Annotated in this window: 20 protein-coding genes; 15 read left to right on the forward strand and 5 right to left on the reverse strand. The window is 64.4% G+C overall.

Annotated features, from left to right (window positions below):
• Positions 1–353 precede the first annotated feature (353 nt).
• From EN781_RS01210 to EN781_RS01275, 14 genes are all read left to right on the forward strand, one after another.
• Entirely contained in the window at positions 354–1,076 is a 723-nt protein-coding gene (locus tag EN781_RS01210; protein WP_126056513.1) for an SDR family oxidoreductase, read from the forward strand.
• Between the two features lies 1 nt (position 1,077).
• On the forward strand, positions 1,078–1,827 hold the full coding sequence (locus EN781_RS01215; RefSeq protein ID WP_126056514.1) for an SDR family oxidoreductase: 750 nt from the start codon (positions 1,078–1,080) through the stop codon (positions 1,825–1,827).
• An 84-nt stretch (positions 1,828–1,911) separates the two neighbouring features.
• Entirely contained in the window at positions 1,912–2,859 is a 948-nt protein-coding gene (locus EN781_RS01220; protein WP_126056515.1) for a LysR substrate-binding domain-containing protein, read from the forward strand.
• Between the two features lie 88 nt (positions 2,860–2,947).
• Positions 2,948–3,982: an amino acid ABC transporter substrate-binding protein gene (locus tag EN781_RS01225; RefSeq protein ID WP_126056516.1), complete on the forward strand. Its 1,035-nt coding sequence runs from the start codon at positions 2,948–2,950 to the stop codon at positions 3,980–3,982.
• A 77-nt stretch (positions 3,983–4,059) separates the two neighbouring features.
• Entirely contained in the window at positions 4,060–5,223 is a 1,164-nt protein-coding gene (locus EN781_RS01230; protein WP_126056517.1) for an ABC transporter permease subunit, read from the forward strand.
• Between the two features lie 3 nt (positions 5,224–5,226).
• Positions 5,227–6,306, forward strand: a complete 1,080-nt coding sequence (locus tag EN781_RS01235) for an amino acid ABC transporter permease (protein ID WP_126056518.1) — start codon at positions 5,227–5,229, stop codon at positions 6,304–6,306.
• A 10-nt stretch (positions 6,307–6,316) separates the two neighbouring features.
• The gene (locus tag EN781_RS01240; protein WP_189347239.1) at positions 6,317–7,081 is read left to right on the forward strand and encodes an amino acid ABC transporter ATP-binding protein; all 765 of its coding nucleotides are present in this window, start codon (positions 6,317–6,319) and stop codon (positions 7,079–7,081) included.
• A gap of 64 nt (positions 7,082–7,145) precedes the next feature.
• On the forward strand, positions 7,146–8,552 hold the full coding sequence (locus EN781_RS01245) for an FAD-binding oxidoreductase (protein WP_126056519.1): 1,407 nt from the start codon (positions 7,146–7,148) through the stop codon (positions 8,550–8,552).
• A gap of 117 nt (positions 8,553–8,669) precedes the next feature.
• Complete coding sequence (locus EN781_RS01250; RefSeq protein ID WP_126056520.1) at positions 8,670–10,340, forward strand: thiamine pyrophosphate-binding protein; 1,671 nt, start codon at positions 8,670–8,672, stop codon at positions 10,338–10,340.
• A complete protein-coding gene (locus EN781_RS01255; protein ID WP_127399717.1) occupies positions 10,337–12,430 on the forward strand; it encodes a hydantoinase/oxoprolinase family protein in 2,094 nt (697 codons plus the stop codon). The genes EN781_RS01250 and EN781_RS01255 overlap by 4 nt, the downstream gene beginning before the upstream one ends.
• Complete coding sequence (locus tag EN781_RS01260; RefSeq protein ID WP_126056522.1) at positions 12,427–14,043, forward strand: hydantoinase B/oxoprolinase family protein; 1,617 nt, start codon at positions 12,427–12,429, stop codon at positions 14,041–14,043. The genes EN781_RS01255 and EN781_RS01260 overlap by 4 nt, the downstream gene beginning before the upstream one ends.
• Complete coding sequence (locus tag EN781_RS01265) at positions 14,043–15,245, forward strand: pyridoxal phosphate-dependent aminotransferase (RefSeq protein ID WP_127399718.1); 1,203 nt, start codon at positions 14,043–14,045, stop codon at positions 15,243–15,245. The genes EN781_RS01260 and EN781_RS01265 overlap by 1 nt, the downstream gene beginning before the upstream one ends.
• A 3-nt stretch (positions 15,246–15,248) precedes the next feature.
• Positions 15,249–16,061 (forward strand): NAD(P)-dependent oxidoreductase, encoded by an 813-nt coding sequence (locus EN781_RS01270; protein ID WP_126056524.1) that lies wholly within the window; start codon positions 15,249–15,251, stop codon positions 16,059–16,061.
• 386 nt (positions 16,062–16,447) lie between these two features.
• Positions 16,448–17,353, forward strand: coding sequence for a LysR family transcriptional regulator (locus EN781_RS01275; protein WP_126056525.1), 906 nt, complete (start codon positions 16,448–16,450; stop codon positions 17,351–17,353).
• Here the strand turns inward: EN781_RS01275 and EN781_RS01280 are convergent.
• The 5 genes from EN781_RS01280 to EN781_RS01300 form a co-directional block, all read right to left on the reverse strand.
• Positions 17,337–18,041, reverse strand: a complete 705-nt coding sequence (locus tag EN781_RS01280; RefSeq protein WP_126056526.1) for a peroxiredoxin-like family protein — start codon at positions 18,039–18,041, stop codon at positions 17,337–17,339. The genes EN781_RS01275 and EN781_RS01280 overlap by 17 nt on opposite strands.
• Positions 18,042–18,181: 140 nt before the next feature.
• A complete protein-coding gene (locus EN781_RS01285; RefSeq protein ID WP_126056527.1) occupies positions 18,182–19,528 on the reverse strand; it encodes an NAD(P)/FAD-dependent oxidoreductase in 1,347 nt (448 codons plus the stop codon).
• A 19-nt stretch (positions 19,529–19,547) separates the two neighbouring features.
• Positions 19,548–20,942 carry an NAD(P)/FAD-dependent oxidoreductase gene (locus tag EN781_RS01290; RefSeq protein ID WP_245455647.1) on the reverse strand — a complete coding sequence of 465 codons (1,395 nt, stop codon included), beginning with the start codon at positions 20,940–20,942 and terminating at the stop codon, positions 19,548–19,550.
• 33 nt (positions 20,943–20,975) lie between these two features.
• Complete coding sequence (locus tag EN781_RS01295) at positions 20,976–22,127, reverse strand: patatin-like phospholipase family protein (protein WP_126056528.1); 1,152 nt, start codon at positions 22,125–22,127, stop codon at positions 20,976–20,978.
• Between the two features lie 25 nt (positions 22,128–22,152).
• Positions 22,153–22,935 (reverse strand): 3-hydroxybutyrate dehydrogenase, encoded by a 783-nt coding sequence (locus EN781_RS01300; protein ID WP_126056529.1) that lies wholly within the window; start codon positions 22,933–22,935, stop codon positions 22,153–22,155.
• A gap of 275 nt (positions 22,936–23,210) precedes the next feature.
• Here EN781_RS01300 and EN781_RS01305 point away from each other — a divergent pair, with 275 nt between their 5' ends.
• Complete coding sequence (locus EN781_RS01305) at positions 23,211–24,125, forward strand: LysR family transcriptional regulator (RefSeq protein ID WP_126056530.1); 915 nt, start codon at positions 23,211–23,213, stop codon at positions 24,123–24,125.
• Positions 24,126–24,162: the final 37 nt, after the last annotated feature.

The following is a 24,162-nucleotide window of genomic DNA, read 5'->3' on the forward strand; positions in this document are numbered from 1 at the left end:
GACGCCGAGCAGAAGGCGGCGGCGGCGGCGCTGTTCACCGAGAAGAACAAGCCCGTGCCGACGGCCGGATAGGCTTCGCCACCTTCGATGCGGCGCGCGTTCGCCGAGCAGGGCCGGCCGGGCGTTCACGAAAGCCATGTTTTTGCTCGATCGGCGGCCGAAAGCCCAGGTTCACGCGCTGAAAGCCTTACTTTGCCTGGGTTTGCGGGTTTCGCGGCTGCGCAAGCGCATTGGAATATTCCAGCCGCCAAAAAGGCCTTCGAAAGTTTATCTTTCCTTTTTGCTGGTTTTCTTGGTTTCGCGGCACCGGTCAAAGCCGCACAGTGAAAGCCAGGCAATCGGGGAAAGCCCACGTGACGACAGCCTTCATCACAGGTGCGACGAGCGGCATAGGGCGGGCCATCGCGGTCGCGTTGAGCGACGCGGGTTACGACGTCTATGCCGTCGGGCGCAGCCAGGCCGCGCTCAAGGAGTTGCAGGCCGAGCGGCCGGGCATCGTGCCGATCGCCGTCGACGTTACGGACCGCGAGGCGCTGGAATCGGTCGTGGCCGATCTCACCATCGACGTGCTGATCAACAATGCCGGGATCATGCCGCCGCTCGGCAATTTCGCCGACATGAAGATCGCCGACATCGACACCGCGCTCGAGGTCAACGTTAGCTCGGCAATCCTGCTCACCCGCCTCGTCGTGCCGCAGATGCGCGAGCGGCAGTCGGGGCACATTCTGTTCACCGGGTCTTCCGCCGGCCATGCGGCGTTTCCGAACGTCGCCGTCTATTCTGCCACCAAGGCGGCGATAGCCGGCTTTGCCGCCGCGCTGCGCGCCGACCTCTCCCCTCACGGCATACGTGTCACCGAAATCGTGCCCGGCCGCGTCGAGACGCAGCTCTACAAGGACATACTCGACGCGGAGGCCCGGGCCGCCATGTACGCCGGGAACGTCGCCGTGCAGCCGGACGACGTAGCGAGCATGGTCGTCACGCTGCTCGGCCTGCCCGCATGGGCCGACGTAACCCGCTTCGACATCATGCCGACCCGGCCGACCAGCCCAAGCGGCAGCAAGCAAGGAAAATAGGATGAAAGACCTTTCCGTTCTCATCGTTGGTGGCGGCGCCGGCCTCGGCGCGCTTTTGGCACGGATGGCCGTGGAGGCCGGGGCGGCAAAGATCGGCATCATCGACATCAACCAGGACGCGGCCGAGAGCGCGCTGGAGCCGGCCAAGGCCAAGGGCCTGCCGACCGCGTCTGCGACCTGCGACATCCAGGTCGGCCCGCAGTGCCACGCCGCTTTCGAGGCCATCGTCTCGAAGCTCGGGCGCGTCGACACGCTGATCAACTGCGCCGCGATCTACCCGCGCCGCCCACTGCTCGAGATCACCGACGCGGAGTGGGACGCCTCCAATGGCATCAACATCAAGGGCACCTACCACATGATGGCGGAGGCCGTCCGCCACATGCAGTCGCAGGAGCCGAAAGCGCAAGTGCGCGGGCGGATCGTCAACCTGACCTCGGTGGATGCGTTCAAGGCGCATCCGCAGAACGCCCATTATGCGGCGACCAAGGCTGCCGTCGTCAGCCTGACGCGGTCCTTCGCCCATCACGTCGCCAAGGACGGCATCCTGGTGAATTCGGTGGCGCCGGCCGGCATGGCGACGGAGAAGGCAAAAGCCCTCGGCTTCCTCGAGGAACTGGCCAAGGCAAGCCCGCTCGGCCGCGGCGCCGAGCCCACCGAGATCGCCGAGTGGGTGCTGATGACCGGCGGCCCCAAGAATACCTACATGACCGGCGAAAACGTAATCGTTTCAGGTGGTTATATCTACGCATGAGGCGACATTCCGCAGCCGCCGGCGGCGGAAAATACAGCAGTGCATGATCGACGGAGCCCAAGCAAAGAGGAGGCGGAATTCACGATGACCGGCAAGCTTCGCCTTCCCTCGCTCAATGCGCTCAGGGTCTTCCATGCCGTCGCGCAGCACAAGAGCTTCCGGCAGGCGGCCGACGAACTGCTGGTGACGCCGCAGGCGGTCGGCCAACAGATCAAGCTCCTGGAAGACACGCTGCAGGTGACGCTGTTCGAGCGCAAGGGCCGATCGATCGAACTGACGGAATCGGCGATCCTGCTGTCGCATTACGTCAAGGCCGGCTTCGACGAGTTCTCGGAAGGCGTCCGCCGCGTCACCAAGTCGAACTACCGGGATCGCATCAACCTGAATGCGAGCCCGTATTTCGCCACCCACTATCTGCTGCCCAGGCTTTCGCTGTTCCGCGAGATCCTGCCGGGCGCCGACCTGCGCCTGACGACGATGGTCGACCTGCCGGATTTCGGGCGCGACGACATCGATATGACAGTGCAGTGGGGTTACGGCAGCTGGCCCGACTACGACACGACGCTGCTGGTGCCGGACCCGAAGATCATCTGCTGCACGCCGGCGATCGGCGAGAAGATCAAGTCGGCGCACGACCTGACGAAGTTCACGCTGCTCGACACCGTCAAGTCGAAGCGCCTGTGGCCGGATATATTGCGGCACCTGGGGGTGGAGCTGACAGATGGTGACCGCAGCATCAGCTTCGACGATGCGGCAACCATGCGCCGGGCGGCCTTGCAAGGCATCGGCGTGGGCCTGGTTTCCGTCATCGACGCCGAGGAAGACTTCCGGTCGGGCGCGCTCGTTGCGCCGATCGGCCGCGACGCCATTGCCGACATGAAGCCGGAGGAAGTCCCCGGCTTCTACCTTGTCGTCCCGCGCGGGCATCTGCGTGTGAAGGCTGTGGCCGCGCTGCACCGATGGCTGGCGCAGCAGGACTGGCGAAGCGACCTCAAGATTTCCTTGCCGAAACCGACCCCGCTTTCCGACTAGGAAGCGGCTTCGCGACCGAGTTCCGAACGCTGTTTCGGACTCCAACAAAAACAAGAAACTGAACAACCTCAACAGTGGAGACAACACCATGAAAATGATGCAATGGGGGGCTGCGGCCCTGGCCGTTGGCCTGGTTCATTTCGCGGCGCCGGCCGAGGCCGCGGGCGGCAAGACGCTCGAAACCGTCAAGGCACGCGGCTTGCTCAACTGCACCGGCCATGACGGCTCCTATCTCGGCTTCGCCGAGGTCGACGACAAGGGCAACTGGAAGGGCATGGACATCGACCTCTGCCGGGCGGTGGCCACGGCTGTGTTCGGCGACCCGGCAAAACTGAAGGTCGTTCCGATCAGCTGGGCCCAGCGCTGGCCGTCGCTGCAATCGGGCGATGTCGACATTATCATCAAGGCCTCGGGCGGCACGCTCAGCCGCGACACCGAGCTCGGCCTGCAGTTCTCCATGTCCTATTATCTGGGCACGACCAAGGTGATGGCGCACAAGGAGCTCAACCTCAAGTCGCTCAAGGACGCCGATGGTGGCACGATCTGCATTCCCGCCGGCACGACCATCGAGCAGCAGGTCGCCGCCTATGCGCAGAAGGTCGGGATCAAGCTGGAACCGGTCGTCATCGAAAAGACGGAAGAGCTCGAGCAGGCATACTTCTCGGGTCGCTGCGACATGTACGCCCAGTGGGGGCCGGTCCTTGCAATCGCGCGCGTGGCCAAGGGCAAGGTCGACGATCACGTGATCCTGCCCGACGTGCTTGCGGTCGAACCCGAAGTCATGATCGTGCGTCAGGGAGACGATAACTGGGTCGACGTCGCCAACTGGACGCTCACCGCCCTGCTCTTCGCCGAGCAGGAAGGCATCACGTCGAAGAATGTCGACGAGATCAAGGCCAAGCCCACCTCGCCGGCAGTCGCGAAGTTTCTGGGTGCGGCACCGGGCATGGGCAAGGGTCTCGGGCTTCCCGACGACTGGGCCTACAACGTCATCAAGAAGGTCGGAAACTATGCGGAGATCTTCGATCGCGATCTCGGCAAGGAGTCGCCCTACAAGATGGATCGTGACCTGACCAACCTCTGGAACAATGGCGGCGTCCTGTTCCCGCTGGTCATCGACTGACCGTTCTTAACGCGTCCCGCTCTGAGTTCCGCCCGGTCTTGCCGGGTGGAACCGGCGGCAATTCGGGAGATTGGCAAATGGTCAGCCTGCTGAGAAATCAGAGGGTCCGCAACGTTTTGTTGCAGGTTCTCTATGTCGGCTCGCTTGTAGCACTTGTGCTTGCCGGCGTGATGATCGCGCGGCGCAACCTCGCTGAACAAGGGATCACTTCGGGATTCGACTTCTTGTACAAATCGACGGGCTGGGACGTGAACTTCTCGCTCCTGCCCGTCACAGCCAACGACCCCTACTGGTGGTTCTTCCTCATCGGCATCGTCAACACCCTGTTCCTGGGCAGCGTCGGACTGCTGCTGGCAACGGTCGTCGGGACGATCGTCGGCCTGGCGCGGACGTCCTCCAACGAATTGGCGCGGCTGCTCGGCCGAACCTATGTCGATGTCTTCCGCAACATCCCGCTGATCCTCCAGGTCTTCTTCTGGTACGCGATCATCACGCACCTGCCGACGCCGCGCGCCGCGCACGAAGCCTGGGGCATGCTGCTGACCAGCCGCGGGCTCTACCTCCCTGCTCCCAATGTCGGCGGCGTGGCAATGGCGCTGGCCATTTTGTCGGTGATCGCCGCTGTCGTGCTGCCGGTCTGGCTTGGCCGGACATCGCGGCTCAGCCAACCGGTCGGCGAGCGCCGGACCATCCAGCTCGCCGGCATGGCAACGGCGCTTGCCTGCGCGGTCCTCATCCTGATCGTCGGTCGTCTGCCAGATGCGCCGCTGCTCGACTTCCCTGCCCTGCAAGGCCTCAACCTAAGGGGCGGCCTGCGCATCCCACCAGAGTTTTCCGCGCTCGCGGTCGCCATCGCCATCTATGGCGGCTCCTACATCGCCGAGATCGTCCGCGGCGGCTTCAAGGCGGTCGGCAAGGGCCAGGTGGAGGCGGCACTCTCGCTGGGGCTCAGCCCATGGCGGGTCTTCACGCTGGTCAAGCTGCCGCTTGCTCTGCGCGCCATGCTGCCGATCCTCGCCAACCAGTATGTCTGGCTGATCAAGGCGACGACGATGGGCATCGCAGTCGGCTTCACCGACTTCTTCATGATCGTGGCGCTGACCATCAACCATTCCGGCCAGACGCTTGAGGCGATCGGTATTTTGATGGCGGGCTTCCTGACCATCAACCTCAGCCTCGCCGCAGTGTTCAACCGCATCAACAAGGCTATTGCCCTCAAGGGCAATCAACTGAGGGGGTGAGAGATGGAAATGGTCTTTGTCGCGCCACCTGCTCCCAGGAGGATCGAGGACCTGAAGCGGCGCTTCTTTGCGACGCCAGTTCAGGCGCTGCTGTCGTTGATCTCCCTGGCGGTAATGGTCTTCCTTGCCTGGAAGTTGCTCAACTGGGCGATCTTCTCAGCTGTTTTCACGACAAGCGGCGGCCCTGAAGCCTGCCAGGCGGCGGCGGGAGCCTGCTGGTCGGTCATCGCCGCAAGATGGCGGATCATCCTGTTCGGCCTTTATCCTTTTGAGGAGCAATGGCGCTCGGCGCTCGCCTGCGTCGCCGTGGTGGTGATGACGGTTCTGAGCTGCATGCCGGCCTTCTGGACCGGGCGCCGCATCGCGCTGGTCTGGGGCGCCGGAACGGCCCTCTATTACATGCTGATGAAGGGCGGGGTACTTGGCCTCGCCTATGTCGGCGAGGAAGCATGGGGCGGGCTGGCGCTGACCCTCTTCATCTTCGTGACCACCTGCCTGATCGGCTTCCCGCTGGCGATCTGCCTGGCCTTGCTGCGCCGGTCGGAACTGCCGTGGATATCGCGGACCACCGGCATCATCATCGACTCGGTCCGCTCGCTGCCGCTGATCTCGATCCTCTTCACCTTCGCAATCGTCCTGCCGTTCGCGCTGCCGCAGTGGCTGGCGGGCGACAAGCTGTACCGGGTAATCCTGGGCTCGGCCCTGTTCTTCTCCGCCTACCAGGCGGAGATCGTCAGAGGCGGCCTGCAGGGCGTTCCCAACGGACAGGAAGAGGCCGCCATGGCACTCGGCATGAGCTATTGGCAGCGCATCGGCCGCATCCTTCTGCCGCAGGCCATGCGCAACGCGCTGCCGGCCACGATCAACCAGTTCGTCATCTCGTTCAAGGAGACCTCGCTGGTGGTCATTGTCGGCTTCTTCGAGATCCTGGCGTCGGGCAACGCCGCCTACGGAACCGGCGAGTGGCGCTTCGCCTATGTCGAGGTCTACGCCTTCATCGCCTTCATCTACTTCGTCTTCGTTTTCAGCCTGTCCCGCTACGGCGCCTTTCTCGAGCGCCGCATGTCGGTCGGCGAACGCTAGGGAGGCCCGCATGACCATAGGCAATTCGGATGAATCCGGCGGGCCCGCGGTCCGCATCGAGAACCTCGACAAATATTACGGAGCCTTCCACGCGCTGCGGAACATAGATCTTTCCGTGGGGCAGGGAGAGAGGATCGTCGTCTGCGGTCCCTCCGGCTCCGGCAAGTCCACCATGATCCGCTGCATCAACCGGCTCGAGCAGCACAATGGCGGCCGCATCACCGTGCTCGGCACCGAACTCAACGACGATGTCGGCAACATCGACGAGATCAGGCGGGAGGTCGGCATGGTGTTCCAGCACTTCAACCTGTTCCCGCATATGACGGTGCTGGAGAACTGCATGCTTGCGCCGATGATCGTGCGCAAGCATGCGCGCGCGGAGGTCGAGGCGACCGCACGGCGCTATCTGGAGAAGGTCCGCATCCCCGAGCAGGCGATGAAGTTTCCCGGCCAGCTCTCCGGCGGCCAGCAGCAGCGGGTGGCGATCGCGCGTGCCCTTTGCATGCAGCCGCAGATCATGCTGTTCGACGAGCCGACCTCGGCGCTCGATCCGGAAATGATCTCCGAAGTGCTGGACGTCATGGTCACGCTCGCCTCCGAAGGCATGACGATGATCTGCGTCACGCATGAGATGGGCTTCGCGCGCCGGGTCGCCGACCGGGTGATCTTCATGGACGCCGGCGAGATCGTCGAGCAGGCGCCGCCGGAGCAATTCTTCGCCGGCTCCGAGAACGAGCGCACGCGGCAGTTCCTGTCGCAAGTGCTGGGTCATTGAACGGCATTCGGGAAGATGCAACGTTCCGCAGCTGCACGCCGCCAGCTATCTCCCGGGTATTTCGATGACTGATCCCACCGCCGTGCTGAGCGAGATTCTCGGGCCGAAAGGCTGGCTTTCGGGCAGCGATTCCGAGCCCTACCAGCGCGACTGGCTCAACCGTTACGGCGTGCCACCGCTTGGCGTCGCCAGACCGGCGAGCACCGCCGAAGTGGCTGCGGTGGTCAACGTGTGTCGGGAGGCTGGGCTGGCGGTGGTGCCGCAAGGCGGCAACACCGGGCTTTGCGGCGGCGCCGTCGCGGAGCAGCCCAACGCGGTGATCGTCTCGCTGTCGCGCATGGCGGCGATCGGCAAACCGGACCTCGACAGCGGCTCGATCATCGTCGAGGCGGGCGTCGTGCTCGCCGCGCTACACGAGGCGCTGGAGCCGCACGGCCTGATGTTCCCGATGCATCTCGGAGCGGAAGGCAGCGCCAGGATCGGCGGCCTGATCGGCACCAATGCCGGCGGCAGCCTCGCATTCCGCTACGGCATGATGCAGGACCTGGTGCTCGGGCTCGAGCTCGTGACCCCGGACGGGGTGGTGTGGGACGGGCTGCGCGCGGTGCAGAAGGACAATGCCGGCTATCAGCTGCGCAAACTGTTCTGCGGCGCGGAAGGCACGCTCGGCATCGTGACGCGCGCGGGGCTCAGGCTCTACCCGACGCCAAAACAGCAGGCGGGCGCGCTCCTGGTCCTGCCCGACTTTGCCGCCGCCGTCTCCTTCGGCGCTTTCCTGCGCGGCGAGGCCGGCGAATTCCTCACCGGGCTCGAATTCTTCTGCGATCTCGGCCTGGAGCTGGCGCTCAAGCATGTTCCCGATCTCACCTACCAGTTGGAGACAAGGGGCGACGTCTATCTGCTCGTCGAGCTGGCTTCGGGTTCGCCTCGGGTTCCCCTGGACGGAATCCTGAACTCGGCGCTGGAATGGGGCATGGAGCAAGGCCTGGTGCTCGACGGCGCGCTGGCGACATCGGGCGCGCACCGGGCCCAGTTCTGGCGACTGCGCGAGGAACAGCCGGAGGGACAGCGGCTGGAGGGCGAGCAGCTCAAGCATGACATCTCGGTGCCGCCGGGCGCCATCGCCCGTTTCATCGAGGCGGGCGCCCGGGTCTGCCAAGACATCCTGCCCGGCGTGCGGATCAACCCGTTCGGGCATCTCGGCGACGGCAACATCCACTACAATCTGTCGCCGCCGGAAGGCCGTGCCGATTTCGACGGCAAGGCCGGGCGGTTGGCCGAAGCACTGTCGGCGCTCGCCACGGAGATGGGCGGCAGCTTCGCAGCCGAGCATGGGCTTGGCCGCGCCAAGATCGCCATGGCCGATCGCAATCGCGATGCGGTGGAGCGGGACCTGATGGCGCGGCTGAAGGGCGCGCTCGATCCAAAGGGCACCATGAACCCCGGCGTTCTGGTGCGCCCGCCACTGTAAAGAAAAACTTTCGAATGGACCGCATTTCTTGATTTCGTCCCGGCCTGCCTGCGTGCAGGTATAGATCCGAAGAGGCAGGCTCGATCCGCTTGCCGCCAATCGTGAGGATGCCGAAGCATGGTCCGCAATGGCGGTCACCTTCTTGTCGAGTGCCTGATCGCGCTTGGCGCGAGCAAGAGCTTCGGCGTTCCCGGCGAAAGCTATCTCGCCGTCCTCGACGCGCTGCACGACACCCATGGCAAGCTCGACTACGTGCTTTGCCGCAACGAGGGCGGCGCGGCGTTCATGGCCTCCGCCTATGGCAAGCTGACGGGCTCGCCCGGTATCTGCTTCGTGACGCGCGGCCCGGGCGTGACCAATGCCAGCATCGGCGTGCATACGGCCATGCAAGACAGCTCTCCGATGATCCTCTTCGTCGGCCAGGTCGGCACCGACATGAAAGGGCGCGAGGCCTTCCAGGAGATCGACTACCGCGCGGTGTTCGGAACGGTCGCCAAATGGGCGGTCGAGATCGATGACGTCTCGCGTCTGCCGGAGATCGTGGCGCGGGCCTGGACCACCGCCCTGACCGGGCGGCCCGGCCCGGTTGTGATCGCGCTGCCTGAAGACATGCTCACCACCCTGACCGAGGCCGCGCCGCTCACCAGGCCGGCCGCGATCTTCGAGCCGGCACCGTCAGCGGAAGCGCTCGCCTCGGCGTTCAAGCTGCTGACGGGAGCCGAAAGGCCGGTGCTGCTGATGGGTGGCACCAACTGGACGGCGGAGGGACGCACAGCGCTGCAGGCTTTCGCCGAGGCCTCCGACATCCCTGTCGTGGCGGCCTTCCGCTATCAGGACCGGTTCGACAATCATTCGCCGGCCTTCGTCGGCGAGGCCGGCGTCGGCATGGTAGCGCATGTCAGGAACCTGATCCGCGAAGCGGACGTGATCCTGGCTATCAATGTCCGCTTCGGCGAGATGACGACGGACGGCTACACGCTGCTGTCGGTACCGGTGCCGCGGCAAAAGCTGATCCATGTGCATGGCTCCGACCGCGAGATCGGCAAGATCTATGTGCCGACGATCGGCATCCATGCCGGCCCGAACGCCTTTGCCAAGGCGCTGACCCCGGTCAAAGGCGGCTGGGCCGACTGGCGGGCATCCGCGCGCAAGGCCTATGAAGACACATTCGCGGCGCCCGTCCAGCCCGGCCCGGTGGACATGGTGCAGGTTGCCGCCTGGCTGCGCGACACCTTGCCGGCCGATGTCATCCTCACCAACGGCGCCGGCAATTTCACGGTATGGCCGAACAAGTTCTTCAAGTTCGGGCCGGAGGCGCGGCTGCTTGCTCCGCAGTCGGGCGCGATGGGTTACGGCCTGCCGGCGGCGATCGCGGCCAAGGTCGCGTTTCCGCAGCGAACGGTCGTCTGCTTTGCCGGTGACGGCGACTTCCAGATGAACTGCCAGGAACTCGGAACCGCCATGCAGGCGGGCGCGCAGCCGATCGTGCTGATCCTCAACAACGGCATCTACGGCACCATCCGCGCGCACCAGGAGCGCAACTATCCGGCCCGCGTTTCCGGGACCTCGCTCGAGAACCCGGACTTCGTGACGCTGGCGATGGCCTATGGCTTCCACGCCGAGCGGGTAGAGTCGACGGAAGATTTCGCCGCCTCGTTCGGCCGCGCGCTTAGCTCCGCGACCGGCGCCGTTCTCGACATCGCCATTTCGCCCGAAGCGCTCACGCCCCGGCAGACCCTTTCCCAGATGCGCGACGCCGCGCTCGCTTCCCAGAAGGCCAAGGCATGACCTCCAGAACTGACGACATCCGTCTCGGCGCGGACATCGGCGGCACCTTCACCGACATCGCCCTAGACATCAGGGGGACGCTGTTCTCGACCAAGGTGCTGACCAACTATTCGGCGCCCGAGCAGGCGATCCTAGACGGCATCGCCATCGTGACCCGCGATGCCGGCATCTCGCCTTCCGAAATCGGCATCATCATCCACGGCACGACGCTGGCGACCAATGCGCTGATCGAGCGGCGCGGCGCGAGGACCGCGCTGGTCACGACCGAGGGGTTCCGCGACGTGATCGAGATGCGGACGGAGAACCGCTTCGAACAGTATGATCTCAACCTGCAACTGCCGACGCCGCTGATCCCGCGCGAGGACCGTTCCACGGTCAAGGGCCGCATCGGCGCCGAAGGCCAGGAGTTGCAGCCGCTCGACGAGGCAGCGCTGGAGGAAATCGCTGATCGGATCGCGGCGGCCAATTTCGGCTCGGTGGCGATCGGCTTCATCCATGCCTACGCCAATCCGGACCACGAGCGCCGTGCCCGCGAAGTCCTCTCGCGAAAACTTAGCATCCCGATCTCGATCAGCGCCGAGGTGTCGCCGCAGATGCGCGAGTTCGAGCGCTTCAACACGGTCTGCGCCAACGCCTATGTGCGGCCGCAGATGGCCGACTACCTCGCCCGCCTGCAGATCCGCCTGAAGGAGATGGGCGCCGACTGCCCGGTGTTCATGATCCATTCGGGCGGCGGCCTGATCTCAGTGGAGACCGCCTCGGAATTCCCGGTGCGGCTGGTCGAATCCGGACCGGCCGGCGGCGCCATCTTCGCGGCCGACATCGCAAGGCGCTTCGGCCTGGAAAAGGTCGTCTCCTACGACATGGGCGGCACCACCGCCAAGATCTGCCTGATCGAGGACTATGCGCCGCGCACGGCAAGGACCTTCGAGGTGGCGCGCACCTACCGCTTCTGCAAGGGATCGGGCATGCCGATCTCTATTCCCGTGATCGAGATGATCGAGATCGGTGCCGGCGGCGGCTCCATCGCCTGGGTCGACGCCATGGGCCGCATCCAGACCGGGCCCGAAAGCGCCGGATCGGAGCCAGGTCCGGCCTGCTACGGCCGCGGCGGCAAGCGTCCGGCGATCACCGACGCCGACCTTGTGCTCGGCAAGCTCGATCCTGACAATTTCGCCGGCGGCGCGATCAAGCTCGATACCTCTGCCTCCGAGCAGGCGATCCTGCGCGTCGGCGAGCGGCTGTCACTCAACGCGATGTCGACCGCCTTCGGCATCTGCGAAGTGGTGGACGAGAACATGGCCAATGCCGCCCGCGTCCATGCCGTCGAAAACGGCAAGAACATCTCCGACAATCTGATGATCGCCTTCGGCGGCGCCGCGCCCCTCCACGCGGCAAGGCTGTGCGAGAAGCTCGGCATCGACCAGTGCATCGTCCCCAAGGGCGCCGGCGTCGGGTCGGCGATCGGTTTCCTGAAGGCGCCATTCGGCTACGAGGCGCTGGCCTCTAAGCTGACGCGGCTGTCGCGGTTCACGCCTTCCGAGGTCAACGCCCTGCTCGCCGATCTCAAGGCGTCGGCCGAGGGCTTCGTGCGAACCGGCGCCAGCGGCAGGATCGCCTGCGAGATCACCGCCTTCATGCGCTACGCCGGCCAGGGCTGGGAAATTCCCGTGGCGCTGGCGGACGAGCCGTTCGGCGACGATGCCGTAGCAAGGCTGAAGGAGCTGTTCGAGACGAACTACCAGCGCTTCTTCGGCCGCGCCATCGAGGGGCTCGACGGGCTGGAGATCGAGATCGTCACCTGGTCGGTCAAGGCGACGGATGTTCGCCCGGCCGTCGCCAGGCATGAACTTACCGCCGGCAAGCGGTCGAGTGAAGCAGTCACCACCCGGGCTGTCTTCGATCCGGCGAGCGGCGCGCCGCAGACCTATGGCATCATCGACCGTGAGACGCTTTGCGCCGGCGATCGCGTGGCCGGGCCGGCGGTCATCGTCGAGCGCGAGACCTCCACCGTCATCACCACCAGCTTCGATGCCGTCATCCAGAGCGACGGCGCGATCCTTCTCATCCGCAAAGGCGGCCAGGCATGAGCGACATTGGCGAAATCCGCATGCAGGTGATGTGGAACCGGTTGATCTCGGTGGTCGAGGAGCAGGCGCTTACCCTACTTCGCACCGCTTTTTCGACCTCGGTGCGCGAGTCCGGCGACCTGTCGGCGGGCGTGTTCGACCCGCGCGGCCAGATGCTGGCGCAGGCGGTCACCGGCACGCCTGGCCACGTCAACACCATGGCCGAGGCCGTGCTGCATTTCATGAACGCGATCCCGCGCGAGGAGATGTTCGAGGGCGACACCTACGTCACCAACGATCCCTGGCAGGGCACCGGCCATCTGCACGACATCACCATGGTGTCGCCGTCGTTCCTGAATGGCGAGCTGGTGGCGTTCTTCGCCTGCACGGCGCATGTCGTGGATGTCGGCGGGCGCGGCTTCGGCGCCGACGCCAAGTCGGTTTACGAGGAAGGCATCCAGATCCCGATCATGAAGTTCGCGGAGATGGGCAAGGTCAATCTCGACCTCGTCAGGTTGCTGCGCGCCAATGTCCGCGAACCGAACCAGGTGGTCGGCGACTTCTATTCGCTGGCCGCCTGCAACGAGGTCGGCCACCGGCGCCTCGTCGACATGATGAGGGAGATCGGGCTGGCGTCGCTGGATGGGCTCGGCGACTTCATCTTCTCGCGCACCCGCGACGCCATGCTCGACCGCATCAAGGCGCTGCCCAAGGGAAGCTGGTCGAACGAGCTGGTGACCGATGGCTATGACGAGCCGGTCAAGCTTGCCGCCACGGTTTCGGTCCGCGATGATCATGTCGAGGTCGATTTCACCGGCACCGACCCGATGAGCCGCTGGGGCATCAACTGTCCGATCATCTACAGCAAGGCCTATGCCTGCTACGCCCTGAAATGCGTGGTGGCGCCCGACATTCCGAACAATGCCGCTTCGCTGGCCTTCTTCACTGTGTCGTCGCCGGTCAACATCCTGAACGCCGTGCGGCCGGCGCCGGTGGCGCTGCGCCACATCTTCGGCCATATGGTCCCAGACCTCGTGCTCGGTGCGATTTCCCAGGCGCTTCCCGGCAAGATCCTCTCGGAAGGCGCCGGTGCGCTGTGGAACATCCACATCTCGGCGCGGCCGGTCGCGGGCGGTTCGGGTCGTCGCGCCGAGGTGCTGATGTTCAACTCGGGCGGCATGGGCGCCCGCCCCGAGCTTGATGGCCTATCAGCGACGGCCTTCCCGTCGGGCGTGCACACGATGCCGATCGAGGCGACGGAGCATACCGGGCCGATCGTTATCTGGCGCAAGGAACTGCGCCCGAACTCCGGCGGCGACGGCGAATTCCGCGGCGGCCTGGGACAGGTCATCGAGATCGAGGCGACCGACGGCCATGAATTCGACTTCTCGGCCATGTTCGACCGCGTCAACCATCCGCCGCGCGGGCGCAATGGCGGCAGGCCCGGCGTTGCCGGGGTGGTCAAGCTGGACGACGGCACGATGATGCGGCCGAAGGGCTGGCAGCATGTTCCGGCCGGGCGCCGGCTGATCCTGGAATTGCCGGGCGGCGGCGGTTATGGCGATCCGGCCAGGCGCGACGCCGCCGCGCGGGCGAACGACCGATCCAAGGGTTACATCTCGGAGAACGACTGATGAGCTATGTTTCCTCGCGACTGTCGGTGGTGAAGCCCTCGGCTTCGATGGCAGCCTCGCAGGCGGCCAAGGCGCTGCGCGCCAAGGGCGTCGACGTGATCGACCTCGGGCTCGGCGAGCCGGATTTCCCGACGCCCACGCACATCATCGACGCCGCCCATTTCGCGGCGAAGGCCGGCCAGACGCTCTACACCGGTGCCGCCGGCACAGCCGAGGTGCGCGAAGCCATTGCCGGCAAGTTCCGACGTGAAAATGGTCTCGACTCCACGGCCGACGACATTGTCGTCGCCAATGGCGCCAAGCAGATCATCTTCAACGCGCTGCTGGCGACGCTGGAGGGCGGCGACGAGGCGATCCTGCCGGCGCCCTATTTCGTCTCCTATCCGGAAATGGTCAAGCTGCTTGGCGGCACGCCTGTCGTCGTCGAATGCCCGGAGACCACCGGCTTCCGGCTGACGCCGGCGCTGCTGGAAGAGGCGATCACGCCAAGGACGAAGTGGCTGTTCCTCAACATGCCCGGCAACCCGTCCGGCGCCGTCTATTCGGAAACCGATCTCAAGGCGCTGGGGGCGGTGCTGGCAAGGCACCCGCAGGTGCTCGTGCTGTCCGACGAGATTTACGAGCACATCCTTTTCGACGGGCGCGAATTCGTGTCCTTCGGCAAGGCCTGTCCCGAGCTCAGGGACCGCACGCTGATCGTCAACGGCGTATCGAAGTCCTATGCGATGACCGGCTGGCGTGTCGGCTACGCGGCCGGACCGGGGCCGCTGGTCAAGGCGATGTCGACGATCCAGAGCCAGTCCTGCACTTCCGTCTGCTCGATCGCGCAGGCGGCGACAGTCGCCGCGCTCAGCGGCCCGCAGGACGAAGTGGGGCGCTTCAGGCAAGCCTTCGAGGCGCGTCGCAACCTGGTTGTGGACGGCATCCGCAAGATCAACGGGCTGACGCTTTCGCCGCCGGACGGCGCTTTCTATGCCTATATCGGCTGCGCCAGCCTGATCGGCCGCAAGACCCCGAAGGGCGTCGTGCTCGAGGACGACGCGGCCGTGGCAGACTATCTTCTCAACGAAGGCCGCGTGGCGTCCGTGCCTGGCGTGGCGTATGGACTGTCACCCTATTTCCGCATCTCGACCGCGACCAGCGCAGAGGTGCTCAGCGAGGCGATCTCGCGGATCAACACCGCCGTCGCGCAAGTGGAGTAAATGATGCCGCACTACGAACGTATCCTGATCACCGGCGCCGCCGGCCGCCTCGGCTCGGAGCTGCGCAAGGGGCTGGTGCCGCTGGCAAAAACCATCCGCCTGGCGGGGCGCCATCCGTTTGGCGATCTTGCCGCTCACGAGGAAGAAGCGGTCTTCGACCTCGCCGACATGGAGGCGACGATCGCGGCGACCAAGGATTGCGATGCGATCGTCCACTTCGGCGGCGCGCCGCTCGAATGCGAGTGGCAGACCATCCTCGATTCCAGCATCCGCGGCTCCTACCACATCTATGAAGGCGCCCGGAAACACGGGGTGAAGCGCGTCATCTATGCCTCCTCGGTACATGCTATCGGCTATCACGAGGTCGAGGCGCATATCGGCGTCGACGCACCGGTGCGGCCCGACAGCCTGTATGGCGTGTCGAAGAATTTCGTCGAGAGCCTCAGCCGGCTCTACTGGGACAAGTTCGGCATCGAGACGGTGTGCCTTCGCATCTTCTCGTCCTTCCCCGAGCCGGCGGACCGGCGCATGCTTTGGTCCTACCTCTCCTTTGCCGATTGCGTGCGGCTGGTCGAGGCCTCGCTGACGGCGCCGCGCGTCGGCCACACGATCTCCTTCGGCATTTCCGACAACAAGGTGAAGACGGTCGACAACAGCGGCGCCAACCATCTGGGCTTCATCCCGCAGGACAGCGCCGAACCATTCCGCGCCGCCGTCGAGGCGAAAACGGCCATTCCCGATCCAAAAAGGCCGTCAGTGAAATATCTCGGCGGATGGTTCTGCGAACTCGGCCATCCGGACGACAAGGCCGAATAGCGATCGGTCGGGCAGGAACGCCCCCATCAGCGCAATCTTGCCGTCCGGAAAGACTGAAGGCTTTTCGGGACGGCAAGCCGCGCGAAGCCGTCTCACCAAGGCAATTTTGCACACGCCGGGGCATTGGCGCCTGTCCGTTTGCTGCGGGGTTTGCAGCGCCGGAACGGACGGAAAGCCTTGCCTGTCCAAGGTTTCAGCGATTTCAAAGGGATGGGCTGGCGCTGCGTAACATTGTGACGTCCAGTGAAAAGACCTTGGCGTTCAATCACGGACGATCGAGTTCCTTCGAAACGGCGCGCGCCTTTGCCTTGGCCTCCTGTTGCGATAGCATGGCCGCAAATTAGCTGTGGCTGAAAAATCGGATTTCGCTGAGGGGGCGAAAGTTCATGGAGATGCAGCAGGTCCGCTATTTTTTGGCCCTGTCGAATACGTTGAATTTCACCAGAGCGGCCGAGGAGTGCAACGTCACGCAGCCGGCGCTCACGCGTGCGATCAAGACGCTCGAAGAGGAATTGGGTGGAGAACTGCTTCGGCGCGAGCGCCAGCATTCGCACCTGACGGAACTCGGGCGGCGTATGCTGCCGCTTCTGCAGCAGTGCTATGATGCGGCGACGTCCGCCAAATCGCTTGCCAAGGCCGTGCAAAGCAGCGACGTCGCGCCGCTCAACGTGACGATTTCGAACAGCATCAATATTGCGCTGCTGGTTTCGCCTTTCACGGAGCTTTTCCGGGCCTATCCAGGCGTCCACCTCAAGATCAACCGCGGCTCGCCGGCCGCCGTCATGGACGCGCTCAAGAATGGTGACGTCGAACTCGCCGTTGCCGGCCCGCTGGGGCAAGCCTGGGATCGCCTCGACATGTGGCCGCTCTTCCAGGAGGGAATCGAACTTGCTGTGAATTCCGATCACCCGCTCGCGCGGCGCAATGAGGCCGATGTCGCGTTGAACCAGCTTGCCGCGGAACCGGTGCTCAGCCGGATCGATTGGGAGACGAGCGAGGAGCTATCGCGTGGCCTGTCTGCCAAAGGCCTCACGCCTCGAACCGCGCACGAAGTCGAGACCGACCAGGATCTGCTCGCGCTGCTCGAGGCCAACGCCGGCGTAGGATTCGTCTGCCTGACGGCACCCCGGTCGCCGAACACGCGCCGGCTCAAGCTTCGCGATCTCGATGTCTCGCGGATCGTCTCCGTCTACGCGGTTGCCGGGCGGCACAGATCTCCCGTGGCCGCGACCCTGCTCAACCTGTTGAGGTCGACGGACTGGTCGCCCTTCGGCGTCAGCGAGCCCGCCTGAGCGCCGCGATCAGGTCGTCGATGTCCATTCGTCGGCGGTAATCAGGATCGACAAAGCGATCGGTGATGATCCCGTCCGTTCCGACGATGAAAGTCGCGGGGATTGGCAGGAACCAACTGGCGTTGCCCTGGTAGTTTGGAAGATCGTAGGCAACGCCCATCAAGCGCTCCATCTCGGCCCCGATCCAAATCGCCAGGTTGAGGGACAGAGCGTAGCCATTGTCCATATCGGTCAGGAAGGGGAAGCCTGCGCCAACGGCAGCCTTCATCGCCTTGGTGAATTTGCGTCGCTCAGGCATGATCACCACGACCTGGCCGCCCAAAGCCGCGATCTCCTGCTGGGCTTCGACGATGCCGATCGCGTTCAGCCGGCAGTAGGGGCACCAATGCCCGCGCTGAAAGGTGACCACGGCGGGACCCTGGAGCAGGATGTCGGCCAGGCCAACCAGCCTGCCCTCATCGTCCGGCAGCAGGAACGGCGGCATGGCATCGCCGGGAGTTGGCGCCGCGGCTCCGGCTCCCTGTTTCTCCAGGCGATCCACAAGGCGGTCTACCGCCTCGGCGAAATTCGCGTCGATCCGTCGGACTGCCGCGGCAATCACCGCCAGCCGCTCGTTGAGAGGCGCATCAAGTTCGACGGCTGCATGGACGGCCTGTTCAAATGTCATGGGCTGGTCGGCGGCGGCCATTTCTGCGCTTTCATCGATCTGACGCAGCCTATCATCGAAGCCCCTCCGCCGCGGCCATGTTTTTCTTGCATGGTTTTGATGCCTTGCGCGCATCAAAGCGGGCGAGGTTCGTATTCTGTTCGCCGCCTGACCTCAGTTCGTTACAACATGTTCCTGATATCGGCGGAGAAGGTCGGGAAACCGTAGACCATATCGGCAAGCTGCGATGCCGTGATGGCGTGTTTCATCGCGAGTGCAAAGATATGGATCAGTTCTTCGCCGGCATGGCCAACCATGTGGGCGCCGACGATCCTGCCCGTCGTTTCCTCGACAATGATCTTCGACCACGCCACCGTCTCGGCATAGGTCCTCGCCGTGAGCCAGCCCTGCATATCGTTGAGGTGGATCCTGACGTCGAGTCCCCGTTCCCTCGCCTTGGCTTCGGTCAGTCCGACACTTGCCACGGCCGGAATGCTGTAGAGACACGCCGGGATATGATCGTAGTCGGGCCGATGTTTCGGTCCGTCGACAATGTTGCGGCCAACGATGCCGCCCTCGTAGGTCGCTACCGGCGAAAGCTGCGGAGAGTTCCACACCGCGTCGCCGCAGACGTAGACATCGGGATTGGAGCGCGAGCGCAGATGGCCGTCGATTTCGATCCTGCCCTCGCGATGCACGATAACGGCGGCGCCAAGATCGAGGCCCTCGACATTGGCCACGCGCCCGGCGCAATTGACAACCCTGTCCGCTTCCACCGCGCACTCGGCACCGTCCGCCACGAAAGTGACGCGCAGCCGTCCGTCAGCCTCGTCGATCCTCTTGACCCAGGCCAGGGTGCGTATGCTTATGCCGATACGCTCGCTCACATCCCGGATCTGTTCGACGGCTTCGACATCGAAACCTCCGAGCAAATGCGGCAGCGCTTCGAGAATCGTGACCTCAACGCCGGCGCGCGCATAGACGTGGCCAAGTTCGAAGGCGATGACGCCGCCGCCAATGAACACCGCGGCGCGGGGCAGCACTGGATCGTTCAAAACATCGTCGGAAGTCGTCAGATGCTCGGCGCCCGGGATCGGCAGCGAGCGTGGCTTCGAGCCGGTGGCAATGACGATGTTCCTGGCCTCGAGTTCCCGCCCGTCGACGCGGATGGCGTTGCTGCCGATAAAGGCGGCCTCGCCGTGGATGACATTGACGCCTCGCTTGGCCATCAGTCCGGACAGCCGGGACGGAATGTCCCTGATCATTTCCTTTTCCCGCTCGATCAGCGCGCTCCAGTCGAGCCTCGGGGAATCGATGCTGATCGCATGCCGATCGGCCCGTTCGATTTCATCAAGCGCATGGGCCGCCGCAACCAGCACTTTCTTCGGCGTGCAGCCGCGATTGGGGCAGGTGCCGCCAAGGTCGCGGGCCTCGATCATGGCGACGGAAAGCCCTGCGGCGCGGGTCGCGACCGTGACGCCCATTCCTGCATTGCCGCCGCCAAGGACGACCACGTCATACTTTTCCATCTAACCGACTCCGCCCTGCCTAGTGGAGCTTGATCCGGGGTCTGGTGCGCCTGACCACCATCTCGCCGATCGAGTCCAACGCGGTCTTTGCGAGGCCGTGCACCGCCTTGAGATGCATCTTGTGCAGCGAGCGATAAACGAGCCTCGCAAGCAGGCCCTCGATCTTCAGCCCGCCGATCAGGCTGCCGAACGCACCGTAGTCGGCAAGCGAGACAAGGGAGCCGTAGTCGCGGTAGCGGAAGGCCGGCGTGGCCTGTCCCGCGAGGCGCGCGGCAACCACCTTCACCAGGTGGTCGGCCTGTTGATGAGCCGTCTGTGCGCGAGGCGGCAAGGCATTGTCTTCGCCCGGCAGGACGCAGTTCGCGCAGTCGCCGATCGCGAACACATTCTCGTCTCCTACAGCACGCAAGGTCTCGTCCACCATCAGGCGGTTGATGCGGTCTGTCTCGAGGCCATCGAGGGTCTTCAGGAAATCCGGCGCCTTGATCCCGGCCGCCCAGACCACGAGCTCTGCTGGCACAAACAGCTTTTCGCCCAGCCTGATGCCCTCCTCGGTCACTTCGGTGACCTTGATGCCGCAGCGTACATGGACGCCCATCTTGATGAGCAGGCGTGCCGAAGCCCGCGCCATGTGCTCCTGAAGCGCCGGCAGGATGCGCGGCCCGGCCTCGACGATGGTGATGCGAATCAACTTCTCGAAGTCGATGTTGTCGAGGTTGTGCGAAGCGATTTCCCGCATCGATTTGTGCAGTTCCGCGGCCAGTTCGACGCCGGTCGCTCCGGCGCCGACGATGACGCAATGGAGCTGACCGGGCGACAGTTGCTCGTATTGCGCATTGGCCCGCAGGCATGCGTCTATCATGCGCTTGTTGAAGCGGGTGGCCTGCTCAGCCGTGTCGAGCGAAATGGCATGGCGCGCGGCGCCCGGCGTGCCGAAATCGTTGCTGACGCTGCCGACGGCCAGCACCAGCGTGTCATAGCCCAGCACCCGCGGCGGTATGACCTGCCTGCCGTCGTCGTCGAAGCTGGGCGCGACGAAGACCTGGCGCCTTGCACGATCGATGCCGACGACCTCGCCTATGCGGTATCGATAGTGGTGCCGGCTGGCATGGGCGATGTATTCGACGGCGTCATGCGAAGTGTTCAGCGCGCCCGACGCCACCTCATGCAACAGCGGCTTCCAGATATGGGTGCGGTTGCGATCGACAAGTGTGACGGAAAGCCGCCGTTTGCCGAACTTGCGGCCGAGCCGTGTCGCCAGTTCCAGGCCGCCGGCGCCGCCGCCCACAATGACCACGCGATGCAGGGACTTGTCCGCATGCGAGGGAGTCTCCGTGATCGTGCGGAACAGCGCGGCGTTGTTGGCAAGCACGGCTTCCGGAATCAATCGCATGCCGGGGGTGATGATCTGCATCGGTGGTCTCCGTGTCTTCTCGGCGCGCGCCCATCACTCTTGCGACTCGTGGATGACGATGCCCTGCAGCATGTCGACCTCGCATTCCCACGGCTTTTCCGCGAGGACGCGCTGCCCATGCTCGTATCCTGCTTGCCAGCGGGTGCGGATGCCCGAGCGGGTGAAATCGATGTCCTTGGTGTGGTCCTCGCCGTCGAGGCGCGGCGAAAGGAGCCGGACAAGATGCATGACCGAAGGGCAGCCATAGGACGCCAACTCCTTGAAGATGGGATCCTCGCGCCGCTCCTCGGGTACGAGCTTTCCCATTTCTCGCACGACGTGACGAAGCCGATGCAGCTGCTCCTGGCGGGCCACGTGGCTCTTGCCGCGGCTGGCGTATTGAAGGTCCTTTTGCCGCCCCATCACTTGCCAGATCGATTTCGGCTCCGTGGCGCGCGGTTGCCACATGTTGACCGCAAAGATCAGCGCGTCGCGCCGCGGACGTGCGTCGAGCACCACCTCGATCGGCGTGTTCGAATAGATGCCACCGTCCCAGTACGGCTCGCCGTCGATGCAGACGGCTGGAAACGCCGGCGGCAAGGCACCTGACGCCATGATGTGCGCCACCGACAACGTCATCTCACGCGTGTCGAAATATTTGAGTTCGCTGGTGTTGACGTTGACCGCGCCGACCGTCAGTCGCGTGTGGCGCCCGTTGAGGTAGTCGAAGTCGATCAGATTGCTCAGCGTCCTTTTGAGCGGATCGGTGGTGTAATAGGATGCATTCTCAACGCCGACCTCGCGATTGAGCCCGAACATGGCGCTTGGGTTCGGTTCGAAGAAACCCGGGATGCCGCGCATCACCGTGCCCATGTTGGCGAAGATATTGCTCGGAACCATCATCCGGAAAAACTCGTCGAGCGGGCTGCTCCGGCAGACGCCGTCCCAGAACTCCTGAAGCCTCGGCAGGCGATCCCTGGGGTCGTTTCCGGCAATCAGCGCGGCGTTGATGGCGCCGATCGACGTGCCGATGACCCAATCCGGTTCAACGCCGCCTTCGACGAGCGCTTGGTAGACCCCGGCCTGATAGGCCCCGAGCGCACCACCGCCTTGAAGGACAAGGACGGTCTGGCGTTTGGGCTCACCCTGAGGGCCGATCTCAAGTGCCGCCTCGGAGACGGGCGGATTTCGCGTGATCCTGTTCATGGCCTTGTCGCTCCTCGTTGCCGGCTCAATGGGCGGTCCAGCCGCCTTCGATCGGCATGACTGCGCCGGTGATCGAGGCCGCTTCGTCCGAGGCTAGGAACAGGCAGAGCGCAGCAACCTGCTCCACCGTCACGAACTGCTTGGTCGGCTGCGCGGCCAAAAGCACATCCTTGATCACCTGCTGTTCGGTGATCCCGCGCGCCCTCGCGGTGTCCGGTATCTGCTTCTCGACCAGCGGGGTGAGCACGTAGCCGGGGCAAACCGCGTTGACGGTGATGCCCTGCTCGGCGACTTCCAGCGCAACCGTCTTGGTCAGGCCGGCGACACCGTGCTTGGCCGCGACGTAGGCGGATTTGTAGGGGGAAGCGACCAGAGCGTGCGCGGAGGCGACGTTGATTATGCGACCCCATTTGCGCGCCTTCATCGCCTGCAGGGCACGCCGGATCGTATAGAAGGAAGACATGAGATCGATCGCCACGACCGCTTCCCATCTCTCGATCGGGAAGTCATCGATCGGCGCGACATGCTGAATGCCGGCGTTGTTGACCAGAATGTCGACCGCGCCGAATTCTGCGATGGCCTTGTCCATCATCTCCGTGACGGCATCGCCCTTGCTCATGTCAGCGCCGTCATAGCGGACGGTCACACCGTGGTCGACGGCCAGTTTTTTCCGCAGCAACTCGATCTCGCCGGCATTTCCGAAACCGTTCAGAACGATGTTGCAGCCCTTGGCCGCGAAGGCTTCGGCGATGCCTTGGCCGATGCCGCTGGTCGAGCCGGTGATGAGTGCTGTCTTTCCATTGAGCATCGTCATTTCCTCTTGTTTGAGCCGCGGGCGCGAATGGCCAGTGGTTGCGAGCGACGGGCTGCAGCACCCCGGCTCTGGATCTGCGGACCAGTATGGCGAGCGGCCCGAAACTGCGGAAATGCCGTTGAGACATGGATTCGATAGCCGACGGTCAGATCGTGGTCCCGCATCCGAGGTGTCGATCGACCGATCGGGTTGTTTGACGTAAGGGCAGCTAGTAAGATCATCCGGCAACGCGGGGGCGTGCGTATGCGCGTTCGGTGAGGGAGCGTGCAGTGGAGATCAGCCAGGTCAGATACTTCTTGGCCGTCGCCAAGGAGCTGAATTTCACCAGGGCGGCCGAGCAGTGCAATGTCACGCAGCCCGCGCTTTCACGCGCCATCAAGCTGCTGGAAGACGAATTCGGCGGAGCGCTATTCCACCGTGAGCGCCGCTTCACGCACCTCACCGAGCTCGGCCGGATGGTCGAGACCTATCTCGAGGGCGTCTTCGAGAACTCGCGCCAGGCAAAGCAGATCGCCGAGCAATATGTGAATTTGAAAAAGATGCCGCTCAGGGTCGGCATCATGAGCACGATCGCCCCGGACGAGATTATCGAGCTCATCGCGGCTGTCCGGGGGCATCATCCTGGCGTAGAGCTTCACCTTTGCGATTCTGACGCCGTGAGCCTGAGGCGGAGGCTGCTGGAAGGCAACCTCGAGGCCGCCATCTATGCGTTGCCGTCGAACGTGCCCGACGAAGAAGTGCATTCCCTGCCACTGTTTCAAGAGCAGATGGTGATGGCGGTTCACCTGGCTCATCGCCTCGCCAACCAGCGCATGGTGCGGGTGAAGGATATGAGCAACGAAAGCTACATCCACCGCAACAATTGCGAGTTTGCAGGCTATGCGGATGCCATCCTCGCCGAACAGGGCGTCACGGTCAGCCCGGTCTACTGGAGCGATCGTGACGACTGGACGCTGGCGATGATCGCGGCCGGGCTCGGTTTCGGTTTCATGCCTGAGCACACCGCCAAGCACCCGGGCGTGGTGGCCTTGCCAATCACCGAACCGGAGTTCTGGCGCGAGGTCAATCTTGTCACCGTGCGCGGCCGCAGGCACTCGCCTGCGGTCGGCGCGCTGGTGCGCGAGGCCACGCAGAAGAAGTGGTTCGGCGAACGGGCGAAGGCTCTGGCCGCCGCCGCCGAGTAGTTTCGCTGTGCGGGGCGCCCTCCTTGGATGCACAGGC

It is taken from the genome of Mesorhizobium sp. M4A.F.Ca.ET.090.04.2.1 (genome assembly GCF_003999085.1).
Classification (GTDB): domain Bacteria; phylum Pseudomonadota; class Alphaproteobacteria; order Rhizobiales; family Rhizobiaceae; genus Mesorhizobium.